Consider the following 11,697-nt stretch of genomic DNA (forward strand, 5'->3'; position numbering starts at 1 on the left):
GGATGATGCAAGGACGCTGGACGCGGGTCGTCCGCACCCCCGTGGGCCTCACCGCGACCGTGCTGGCGGTGGCGGTGGTCGCGCTGGCCGTCCTCGGACCGGTCGTGTGGGGCTCCGCCGCCGACGCCGTCGACACCGACAACATCCTGGCCCCGCCGTCCGCGGGGCACTGGGCGGGGACGGACAACCTCGGCCGGGACATCCTGCTGCGGGTCCTCGTCGCGTCCCGGCTGTCGATCGTGCTCGCCTTGCTCGCCACCGCGATCGCGGTCGTCGCGGGGCTGCTGCTCGGGTCGGCGCCGTTCGTGCTCGGCCGCCGGTCCGGCCGGCTGGTGTCGGCCGTGGTGAACATCGCCGTCGCGTTCCCGGGGCTGCTGCTGGCGCTGTTCTTCGCGGTCGTCTTCGGCGTCGGCGCCACCGGCGCGGTCCTGGCCCTCGGGTTCGCGGGCGCCCCGGCCTTCGCGCGTCTCACCCAGACGCTCGTCGCCGGTGTCGCCGCCCGGGACTACGTCGCGGCCGCCCGGACCGTGGGGATCGGCCGGTTCCGGGTCCTGGTCCGCCACGTGCTGCCCAACATCGCCGAACCGCTGGTCGTCAACGCCACGATCGGCGCCGGTACCGTGCTCCTGAGCTTTGCCGGACTGTCGTTCCTCGGTCTCGGCGTCCAGTCACCGTCCTACGACTGGGGCCGGCTGCTCTACGACGGCATCGGCGCGATCTACATGAACGCGGCCGCGGCCCTCGCCCCGGGGGCGGCCGTGCTGGTGGCCGGACTGGCGTTCAGCCTCTTCGGCGAGTCGGTCGCCAAGGGGTTCGGCGTCCCCGTCGGCATCGGCCTGGGCGCGGTGGCGTCCGCGCGCTCCGGGTCGGCGAAGGAGCCGGAGCCCACCCGGCACGTCGGGGAGGCGGGGGACTCCTCGTCCGATGTGGTGCTCGATGTCCGCGACCTGGAGGTCACCGTTTCGGGGCCGTCGGGTCCGGTGCGGCCGGTCCGCGGGGTGTCCTTCGACGTGCGCCGCGGCGAGGCGGTCGGCATCGTCGGGGAGTCGGGCTCCGGCAAGTCCTTGACCGCGCTGGCCGTCACCCGGCTGCTCCCCGACCACGGCCACGTCGACGCGTCGCGGCTGGAGTTCCTCGGCAATGACCTGCTGGCGCCGGACACCGCCGTCCAGCGCCGGGCGCTGGGCACCACGCTGGCCGTCGTCTTCCAGGACCCGATGACCGCGTTCAACCCCACCCACCGGATCGGGGCGCAGTTGGCGGAGGTGGCCACGCACCACCAGGGCCTGAGCCGCCGGGACGCGATGGCCCGCGCGGTCGACCGGTTGACCGCCGTCCGGATCCCGGACGCGGGCATGCGCGTGCGCCAGTACCCGCACGAGTTCTCCGGCGGGATGCGCCAGCGGGCGATGATCGGCATGGGGCTGATGGGCACTCCGGCGCTGATCGTCGCGGACGAGCCGACCACCGCGCTCGACGTCACCGTGCAGCGGCAGGTGCTGGACCTGCTCGCCGCGATCCGTGAGGCCGACGAGGTCGCGCTGGTCCTGATCAGCCACGACGTCGCGGTGGTCGGCGAGGTCTGCGATCGGGTGCTGGTGATGTACGCCGGCCGGATCGTCGAGGACCTGCCGGCCGCCGAGCTGGCCACCGCCGCCCGGCACCCCTACACCAGGGCGCTGGTCGACGCGGTGCCCGACATGGCCACCGACCTGGACGAGCCGCTCGCGACGATCCCGGGCCGTCCGGTCGACCCCGCCGACGTGCCGCCGGGATGCGCCTACGCCGATCGGTGCCCGCTCGCCGACACCCGCTGCCGGACCGAGGACCCGCCGCTGGGGGCCGGCCCGGACGACTCGCCGCGCCACCGGGTGGCGTGCTGGCACGCGGGCGAACCGTTGCCGACCGATCGGAACGCCGACGAACTGGAGTCGCCGTGAGTGAGTTGCGCTTCGACGATGTCACGGTCCGCTACGGCCGGACGACCGCCGTCGACGGCGTGAGCCTGACGGTGCCGGACGGTGCGGTGGTCGGGCTCGTCGGCGAGTCCGGCTCCGGCAAGTCCACCCTCGCCAGGGCCGCCGTCGGCCTGGCCCCGCTCACGCGCGGCCGGATCACCCTCGGCGGCGCGCCGGTCCCGACCCGGGGCCGGCCGCGTCCGCTGCAGATGGTCTTCCAGGACCCCTACTCGTCGCTCGACCCGCGGATGACGGTCGGTGACAGCGTGGCCGAGGCGATGCCGCCGGGCGCCGCACGCGCCGACCGGAGGGCCGAGGCCGAGCGACTGCTGGAACTGGTGCGTCTCGACCCGGGCTGCGCCGGCGCCGTCCCGTCCCGGCTCTCCGGCGGCCAGCGGCAGCGCGTCGCGCTGGCACGCGCGCTCGCGGCGCGCCCCCGCGTGATCATCGCCGATGAGATCACCTCCGCGCTGGACGTCTCGGTCCAGGGGGCCGTGCTCAACCTCGTCCGCGAGCTCCAGCGCGAACTCGGCCTGTCGATGCTGTTCATCTCCCACAACCTCGCGGTCGTCCGCTACGTCGCCTCGCAGGTCGCCGTCATGCGGCGCGGCCAGGTCGTCGAGCAGGGACCCGCGACACGCGTGCTCACCGAACCCGGCCACGACTACACACGCCAACTGCTCGCCGCCGTACCCGGGCGAACCCTGCAGAGGAGCAAGCCATGAGTCGACGACCGCACATCGAAGACCTCACCGACTTGGCGGTCCCGTCACAACCAGAGATGTCCCCGGACGGCAGCCGGATCGTCTACGTGCTCCGGACCCTGGACGCCGCCCGCGACCGCAACCTCGACCAGCTGTGGGTGGTCGGCACCGACGATGGCACGCCCCGCCGCCTCACCTCCGGTTCGTCCGACACCGCGCCGGCCTGGTCGCCGGAAGGCCGCCGGCTCGCCTTCCTCCGCGGCGGGCAGCTCGCGGTGCTCGACACCGGGGGCGGTGAGCCCGAGCAGGTGACGGACCTGCCGCTCGGAGCCGGGCCCGCGTGCTGGAGCCCGGACGGCCGCCGGCTCGCCTTCACCGCCCCGGTCGACCCGACCGGGGGCGCGCCGGGGCCGATGGTCTCCGACGGCCCCGACTACCAGGCCGACGGCGTGGGGATGTTCGGCCCGGTCCGCACCCAGGTGCACGTCCTCGACCTGGACACCGGCGAGGTCCGGCAGCTCACCGACGGACCGCACGGCGCCGGCGCCGTGGCCTGGTCGCCGGACGGCACGACCCTCGCGTTCACCCGCGGGGGCGGTGCCGGCGGCCACCTGCGATCCCCGGTGTACCTGTTGCGGGTGGACGCACCGCTCGCCCGGCCACAAGTGCTCGCCTTCGCCGACGGAGCGGCCCTCACCGTGGGCTGGGTCGGCGACGGCTCGGGGCTCCTCGTGGTGGGCTGGTCCGGCGATCCGATCGGCCACACCCGCCTGTACCGGGTCGGCGCGGCCGACGGCGAGGTCACCGATCTTTCGGGCGCCCTCGACCGTAACGTGATGCGCGGAGCTCCCGCCTATCCCGGCGGCCTGCCGCACGAGCATGAGGGCCGGGTGTGGTTCTGCCTGCGCGATCGGGGGTGCACCCACCTGTGGTCGGTCAGGACCGACGGCACCGACGCACGCCCGGTCGTGGACGGTCCCGGCCGGGTCGTCTCGGGGCTGTCGGTCGGCGGCGGCCGGGCCGCCGTCGCGCTCGGCACACCCGCGTCGTTCGGCGAGATCGCGGTCGTGGACCTGGCGACCGGGGCCGTAACCGTGCTGACCGACCACGGCGCCGCATTCGCCGACGTGGACCCGTACCCCCGCGAGGAGCGGTGGTTCACCATCTCCGACGGCACACAAGTCCAAGCCTGGCTGATGCACGACCCCGCGCACAGCGGCCCGCGGCCGGTCCTGCTCGACATCCACGGCGGCCCGCACAATGCGTGGAACGGTGCTGCGGACGAGGTCCACCTGTACCACCACGAACTGGTCGACCGGGGCTGGGCGGTGCTGCTGGTCAACCCGCGCGGCAGCGACGGGTACGGCGAAGGGTTCTACAACGGAGCCCTCGGAGGCTGGGGTGTCGCGGACGCGGCCGATCTGCTGGAGCCGCTCGACCGGCTCGTCGCCGAGGGGTTCGCGGACCCGGACCGGCTCGCGGTGGCGGGTTACAGCTACGGCGGTTTCATGACGTGCTGGCTGACCGGCCACGATGACCGGTTCGCGGCGGCGGTCGCCGGAGGCACGGTCAGCGACCTGGTGAGCATGGGCGGGACCAGCGACGACTGCTGTTTCCTCAGCGCCTGCGAACTCGGCGGCGCCCCGTGGCGCAGGCCCGCGGAGTACGCGGCGATGTCACCGCTCACCCGCGTGGCCGACGTCCGCACGCCGACCCTGGTGATCCACGGTGCGGCCGACCTGACCTGCCCGCTCGGCCAGGCCCAGCAGTGGCATACCGCGCTGTACGAGCAGGGCGTTCCGACCCGGCTGGTCGTCTACCCGGACGCGTCGCACGCGTTCGTCCTGCTCGGCCCGCCCTCGCAGCGGCTCGACTTCAACCACCGCGTCCTGGACTGGCTCGAACAGCACACGACCCGGGCCGGCCGGGCCCGCGTCGACGGCGCCCACTGGCAGCGGCGACTGGCCCGGCTCGCCGAGCGGCACAAGGTGCCCGGCGCCCAGCTCGGCATCTTCCGCCTCGGGACGAACGGGTCGGACGATGAGCTGGTCGAGGCGGCCCACGGCGTGCTCAGCGTCCGCACCGGCGCACCCGTCGGCGGCGACTCGCTGTTCCAGATCGGCTCGATCACGAAAGTCTGGACCGCGACCGTCGCGATGGCGCTGGTCGACGAGGGGCTGCTCGAACTGGACGCCCCGGTCGCCGAGGTACTGCCGGAGCTGCGGCTCGCCGACCCCCACGTCACCAAGTCGGTCACGCTGCGGCACCTGCTCAACCACACCAGCGGCATCGACGGCGACGTGTTCACCGACACCGGCCGCGGCGACGACTGCCTGGAGAAGTACGTCGGCCTGCTCGGCGAGGCCGGGCAGAACCACCCGCTGGGCGCCACCTTCTCCTACTGCAACTCGGGCTACTCGCTGCTGGGCCGGATGATCGAGAAGGTCACCGGGCAGACCTGGGACCAGGCACTGCGCGAACGGCTGTTCACCCCGCTCGGGCTGACGCACACGGTGACGCTGCCGGAGGAGGCGCTGCTGTTCGCCGCCGCGGTCGGCCACGACGAGCGCGACGGCGAGCCGGTGCTCGCCCAGGCGTGGGGGCTGCCCCGCTCGGTCGGCCCCGCCGGGCTGGTCACCTCCACCGTCGCCGACCTCCTGGCCTTCGCGCGCCTGCACCTGACCGGCGGGCTCGCCGCCGACGGCACCCGGGTGCTCAGCGCGGACAGCGCCGCCGCCATGACCGCCCACCAGGCCGACCTGCCCGACAAGTACATCCTCGGCGACTCGTGGGGGCTCGGCTGGATCCGGTTCGGCTGGGACGGGCACCGCCTGATCGGCCACGACGGCAACACCCTTGGCCAGGAGGCGTTCCTGCGGATACTGCCCGAGCAGGGACTCGCCGTCGCGCTGCTCACCAACGGCGGGCACTCCCGCGACCTCTACGCGGACCTGTACGGGGAGATCTTCGCCGAGGTCGCCGGCGTCACGATGCCGCCGCCGTTCGCGCCGCCGCCGGAACCGGTGACCGTCGACGTGACGCCGTACCTCGGTGTCTACGAGCGGGCGGGCGTGCGGGAGGAGGTCGAGAACGGCCCGGAGGGGCCGCTGCTGCGGACCACCATCACCGGTCCGATCGCCGAAATGGTGCCGGACCCGGTCGAGGAGCACCCGCTGGTCCCGGTCGGCCCGGCGCTGTTCGCCATCAAGGCACCCGGGACGCAGACCTGGGCACCGGTCACGTTCTACGAACTGCCGACCGGTGAGCGCTACCTGCACCACGGAGTCCGCGCCACACCGAAGGTGGAGCGATGACGCCCGGCCTGAGCGACCTGCTCGCCGATGCGCGCGCCCTCATCGAGTGCGAGTCACCCTCCACCGACCTGGACGCCGTCGCACGCTCGGCCGAGGTCACCGCCCGGGTCGGTACCGCCCGCCTCGGCGCCGCACCCGAACGGATCGTGCTGGACGGCCGAACCCACCTGCGCTGGCGTCTCGGCACGGGACCGTCACGGGTGCTGCTGCTCGGCCACCACGACACCGTCTGGCCACTGGGCACGCTGGCCGTGCACCCGTGCACCGTCGAGGACGGGATCCTGCGCGGCCCCGGCTGCTTCGACATGAAGGCCGGACTGGTCATGGCGTTCCACGCCGCCGCCGGCCTCGACGGCGTCACCCTGCTCGTGACCGGCGACGAGGAGATCGGTTCGCCCAGCTCCCGCGCACTGATCGAGCGGGAGGCCGGGGCGGCGGCCGCCGCCCTGGTCCTGGAGGCGTCCGCCGCCGGCGGTGCGCTGAAGACCGAGCGGAAGGGCGCCTCGTCGTACGAGGTGCGCGTCACCGGGCGGGCCGCCCACGCCGGGCTCGAACCGGAACGGGGAGTGAACGCCACCCTGGAACTCGCCCGCCAGGCGCTGGCCGTCAGCGCGCTCGGCGACCCGGCGGCCGGTACCACGGTCACGCCGACGGCCGCCCACGCCGGCACCACCACCAACACCGTCCCGGCCGAGGGAACGTTCGCGGTCGACGTGCGGGCCCGGACCGCGGCGGAACAGGAGCGGGTCGACCGGGCGATCCGCGCGCTGCGACCCACGGAGCCCGGTGCGCGCGTCGAGACGACCGCCGGCCCGAGCCGCCCTCCGCTGGAGGCGGCGGCGTCCGCGCCGCTGTATGAGCTGCTGTGCCAGATCGCCACCCGCCGGGAATGGCCCGTGCCCACCCGGGCCGCGGTCGGCGGCGCCTCCGACGGGAACCTCACCGCCGGAGTCGGCACGCCCACCCTGGACGGTCTCGGCGCGGTCGGCGGTGGCGCGCATGCCGCCGACGAACACGTGCTGGCCGCGGAGCTGCCGCCGCGAACCGCGCTGTTGCGCGCGCTGGTCGAACAACTGCTGGTGGGCCCGCGCACCGCGTCCCTTGCGACAAGAACGTGACCACCCCCGCCCCCGACGAGCCGAGGAGCAAGAACGTCGTGACCGATAGCAGGGTGCCTGCCGCGGAGCCGATGCCGGACCAGGCGGTCAGCGCCGCGGAGGCCGCCGCCAGGGCGGCCGCCGTCTCGGTGCGCGAGCTCAGCGAGATCGCCGAGCTCACCAGCGCGGTCGGCCTGCTCGCCGCCATCTGGGGACGCGCCGTGAGCCCGCCGGTGAGCGTCGAACTGCTGCGCGCCTTCACCAAAGCCGGCAACTACGTGGCCGGCGCCTTCCAGGGCGACCGTCTGGTCGGCGCGTGCGTGGGCTTCTTCCACGCCCCGGGGGGCGGCATGCTCCACAGCCACATCGCCGGCGTCTCGCCGGCCGTCGCCGGCCGCAGCGTCGGCTTCGCGCTCAAACTGCACCAACGGGCCTGGGCAGTCCAGCGCGGCGTCTCCGAGATCGCCTGGACGTTCGATCCGCTCGTGGCCCGCAACGCCTACTTCAACCTCGTGAAGCTGGCCGCGCGACCGGTCGAATACCTGCCGGACTTCTATGGTCCGATGGCCGACGCCATCAACGGCGACGGGGACTCCGACCGGCTCCTGGTGCACTGGCGGCTCCGCGACAGCGCGGTGGCGCTGTCCAGCATCGGGGGCGGCGCGGGAGCCGTCGCCGCCGACGAGCTCCGGGCGGGCGCCACCGTCGCACTGAGCGTCGGTGCGGACGGCGGCCCGGTGCCCGGCACGCTCGACGGTGCCACCGTGCTCGTCGCGGTGCCTCAGGACATCGCTTCCCTGCGGAGCACGGAACCGGATCTGGCACGACGCTGGCGGCTCGCCCTGCGCGAGGCGCTGATCGGCCTCACCGCCGACGGCGGCCGGATCGACGGCTTCGATCGTGCCGGCTGGTACGTCGTACGGAGAGAATCATGAAACTCACAGGCGTCGAACTGCGGCGCATCGCCATGCCACTGGTCGCGCCGTTCCGCACGTCGTTCGGCACCGAGACCACCCGGGACATCCTGCTCGTGCGCGTGCTGGCCGATGACGTCGAAGGCTGGGGCGAGTGCGTTGCGATGACCAGCCCCCGCTACTCCGCCGAGTACGTCGACGCCGCCGCGGATGTGCTGCGCCGGTTCTTCGCGCCGGCGGTGCTGGCGGCCGGGCCGCAGGGCGCCCACTCCGTCGCCGAGATCCTCGCGCCGTTCAAGGGCCATCACATGGCGAAGGCGGCACTGGAGATGGCGGTTCTGGACGCCGAGCTGCGCGCCGAGGGCCGCTCGTTCGCGCGCGAGCTCGGCGCGGTGCGCGAACGGGTCCCGTGCGGCGTCTCCGTCGGGATCATGGACAGCGTTCCCGAGCTCCTCGACGCCGTCGACGGCTATCTCGCCGAGGGCTACGTCCGCATCAAGCTCAAGATCGAGCCCGGATGGGACGTCACGCCGGTCCGCGCGGTCCGCGAGCGCTTCGGCGACGACCTGCCGCTGCAGGTGGACGCCAACACGGCCTACACCCTGGCCGATGCCCGGCAGCTGGCCCGGCTGGACCCGTTCGACCTCCTGCTGATCGAGCAACCTCTCGACGAGGAGGACGTGCTCGGCCATGTGGAGCTGGCCGGGCGGCTCCGGACGCCGATCTGCCTGGACGAATCCATCACCTCGGCCCGCGACGCCGCGGCCGCGATCAGGCTGGGCGCCTGCCAGGTGGTCAACATCAAGCCCGGCCGGGTCGGCGGATACCTCGAGGCCCGCCGGATCCACGATGTCTGCGCGGCACACGGCATACCGGTGTGGTGCGGCGGAATGCTGGAAACGGGTCTCGGCCGCGCCGCGAACGTGGCGCTCGCCGCCATGCCCGGGTTCATCCTGCCCGGCGACACCTCGGCGTCCGGGCGGTACTACGCGGCCGACATCACCGAACCCTTCGTGCTCGGCGACGGCCACCTCGACGTCCCCACCGGCCCCGGGCTCGGCCTGGAGCCGGTGCCGGACAGGCTCGCCGAGGTGACCACCGCGACCGAGTATCTGACCGGCTGAATGCGAGGAGGAATGGCGTGGTGCGCGTCCCCCGTGAGACCGTCCAGCGTGTGAGCACCACCCGTCCATGCGCGAATCTCGGGCGGGTCGTCGACGACCTGGGCGCGACCCTGCTCGAACTCGTCCACGGCGACCCCGACCCGCCCGGAGAGATCAGCGCCGTCGTCTTCCACGACCCGCTCGATCAGCCGGTGCTGCCCTCCCGCGCGCTGGTGCTCGGCGTCGGGGTGGAGGCTCCCCGCGACGTCGCGGCCCTCCTCCGCACGCTGGGACGCCAGGACGCGGCGGCGCTCGTCCTGCGCGAGCCGGTCCCGCTCACCGACGAGGTGCGGGCCGCCGCCGACGAGGCCGCGGTCACCGTGCTCGGCCTGCGTCGCGGCGCCCCGTGGGGTCATCTCAGCGAGATGCTCCGCTCCCTGCTCACCCAGAGCCCGGGAGCGTGGCCCGCCGAGGAGGAGTCGCTCGGCGGGCTGCCCGCGGGGGATCTGTTCGCGGTCGCCAACGCGATCGCGGCCCTCCTCGACGCGCCGATCACCATCGAGGACCGCAACTCCCGCGTGCTCGCCTTCTCCGGCCGCCAGGACGAGGCCGACCCGTCCCGTGTCGAAACCATCCTCGGCCGCCAGGTGCCGGAGCGGTTCGCGCGCGTCCTGCACGACCGCGGTGTCTTCCGGGAACTGCTCCGCAGCGATCAACCTGTGTACATCGAACCCATCACCGATGGGCCGAGCGAATTCTCCGTGCCCCGCGTCGCCATCACCGTGCGGGCGGGCGACGAGATGCTCGGCTCCGTCTGGGCGGCGGTGCCGGGCCGGTTCAGCGACGAGCGCAATGAGGCGCTGCGCGAGTCGGCCAAGCTGGTCGCGCTGCACATGCTCCGGGTCCGCGCCGGGGCCGATGTGCAGCGGCGGATGCGGGCCGACCTGCTGAGCGACGCACTGGAAGGCGGCCTCGGCGCCGGCGAAGCGCTCGAACGGCTCGGTCTGTCGAACCAGCCACTGCTGGTCCTCGGCGTGGCCCTCGACGAACGGGGCGTGCACGACTCCGACGGCGCCACCATGGTGCATGACCGGCAGCGGCTCAGCGACGCGTTCGCCCTGCACCTGTCCGCGACCCACCCCCGATCCGCGGCGGCTGCGATCGGCGCGGTCACCTACGGCCTACTGCCCATGGCCGGACCCGCGGACAAGGCCGCCACCCGCGCGGTGCGAATCCTCCAGGAATTCCTGGACCGAGTGGGAGACCGCCTGCCCGCCATCACCGCCGTGGGCCCGGTGGCGCTGGACCTGGCCGAGGTGGCCCACAGCCGATCCTGCGTCGACCGGGTCCTGCGCGTGCTCCGCAACGGACGCCTCCACCGCCGCATCGGCCGTTTCGACGAACTCCAGGGCGAAGAACTGATGCTGGACCTACGCGACCTGGCCATGGCCCGAAGCGAAAAACCCATGGGAGCACTGGCCCGCCTGATCGAATACGACCGCCGCCACCGCGGCAACCTGGTCCAGACCCTGGACGCCTGGCTGAACGCCTTCGGCGACGTCGCCGCGGCCTCCGAATCGGTCGACGTCCACCAGAACACCTTCCGCTACCGCCTCCGCCGGGTGACCGAGGTCGCCCAGTGCGACCTCGACAACCCCGACCAACGCTTCGCCTTGATGCTCCAACTACGCGCCCTCGACGTGGACACAAGCCCCACCCCTGAAACCCCGGCCTGATCCGGACGACCCCGTACCGCTCGAATACTCCGCGGGTCGACGCCGTCGCGGCGGCGGACGGCAAGGCCCGCTGGAGCGCCACGGTCTCCGACGGCAGCCACGTGCTGACCGGTTGGCCCGCCATCGGGGCGGACACGCTCACCTTCAAAGTCACCACCAAGAAGTCCACCGGGAAGGTCATCACCTTCGATCTGAGGTCCGGCGCGAAGCTCTGGGAGCGTGGCGACGACTTCCTGCTCTGGCCGCTGTCCGCCGAGCCGGGCAAGGTGCTGCTCTCATCCGTACGAGGCAGAACGCCCGTCGTGGACGCCAGGACGGGCCGTGACCTCAAGCGGTTCTCGGCGGGCAAGCTCCCATTGGTGGACGTTGCCGACGGCAGCGTGCTGGGCAATGCCAGTGGCCCACGCGATCCTCGCGATCCGGCGTTCGGTGCCTTCGACATAGCGAGCGGGAAGAAACTGTGGACGGCGGACCTTCCGACATCCCGTGAGGTGAGCAGTCCTCCGAAGGTTCTCGGAAAGACGCTGTACGCACCGGTCAAGGCCCAGGGCGAAAATCCTCGGTTGTTCGTCATGAGCTATCGGGCGTCCGACGGCTCTCCACGGGGGGCTGCAGAACTGCCCGTGACGACCCCTGAGGGAGAGAACGCCGATGTGTACGCGCACGAGGTGCGGGCGACGCTGGTCGGTTACACACCCGGTCTGATCGCCGTGTCGGCGGACGAAGGAAGTTTCGGCACGAGCGAGCCCTCGGTCTTCATCCTGCAAACAGGACAACCTGCCCTCAACCGGTGGAAGCAATTCCGCTGGTCAGTAGCTCGGCGAACACTTCCTTGGGCTTCTTGAATCCGAAGATAGCGCGGGGTCGGTTG

Annotated in this window: 7 protein-coding genes and 1 pseudogene; all 8 read left to right on the forward strand. The window is 73.0% G+C overall.

Annotation, left to right across the window (positions count from 1 at the left end):
* The first annotated feature begins 2 nt into the window (after positions 1-2).
* Complete coding sequence (locus tag AB0C21_RS42350) at positions 3-1,940, forward strand: dipeptide/oligopeptide/nickel ABC transporter permease/ATP-binding protein (protein WP_500212082.1); 1,938 nt, start codon at positions 3-5, stop codon at positions 1,938-1,940.
* Positions 1,937-2,683 carry an ABC transporter ATP-binding protein gene (locus AB0C21_RS42355; protein WP_500212083.1) on the forward strand — a complete coding sequence of 249 codons (747 nt, stop codon included), beginning with the start codon at positions 1,937-1,939 and terminating at the stop codon, positions 2,681-2,683. Before AB0C21_RS42350 ends, AB0C21_RS42355 begins: the two co-directional genes overlap by 4 nt.
* Positions 2,680-5,976, forward strand: coding sequence for a serine hydrolase (locus AB0C21_RS42360; protein WP_500212084.1), 3,297 nt, complete (start codon positions 2,680-2,682; stop codon positions 5,974-5,976). The genes AB0C21_RS42355 and AB0C21_RS42360 overlap by 4 nt, the downstream gene beginning before the upstream one ends.
* Positions 5,973-7,094, forward strand: coding sequence for a M20/M25/M40 family metallo-hydrolase (locus tag AB0C21_RS42365; RefSeq protein WP_500212086.1), 1,122 nt, complete (start codon positions 5,973-5,975; stop codon positions 7,092-7,094). Before AB0C21_RS42360 ends, AB0C21_RS42365 begins: the two co-directional genes overlap by 4 nt.
* 38 nt (positions 7,095-7,132) lie before the next feature.
* Complete coding sequence (locus tag AB0C21_RS42370) at positions 7,133-8,008, forward strand: GNAT family N-acetyltransferase (RefSeq protein ID WP_500212088.1); 876 nt, start codon at positions 7,133-7,135, stop codon at positions 8,006-8,008.
* On the forward strand, positions 8,005-9,111 hold the full coding sequence (menC, locus tag AB0C21_RS42375; RefSeq protein ID WP_500212090.1) for an o-succinylbenzoate synthase: 1,107 nt from the start codon (positions 8,005-8,007) through the stop codon (positions 9,109-9,111). Before AB0C21_RS42370 ends, menC begins: the two co-directional genes overlap by 4 nt.
* A gap of 50 nt (positions 9,112-9,161) precedes the next feature.
* Positions 9,162-10,826: a helix-turn-helix domain-containing protein gene (locus AB0C21_RS42380; protein WP_500212092.1), complete on the forward strand. Its 1,665-nt coding sequence runs from the start codon at positions 9,162-9,164 to the stop codon at positions 10,824-10,826.
* A pseudogene (locus tag AB0C21_RS42385) lies at positions 10,826-11,506 on the forward strand (outer membrane protein assembly factor BamB family protein); the annotation flags it as partial. The gene AB0C21_RS42380 and the pseudogene AB0C21_RS42385, both read left to right, overlap by 1 nt.
* Positions 11,507-11,697: the final 191 nt, after the last annotated feature.

The organism is Spirillospora sp. NPDC049024 (assembly GCF_040649235.1).
Classification (GTDB): domain Bacteria; phylum Actinomycetota; class Actinomycetes; order Streptosporangiales; family Streptosporangiaceae; genus Spirillospora.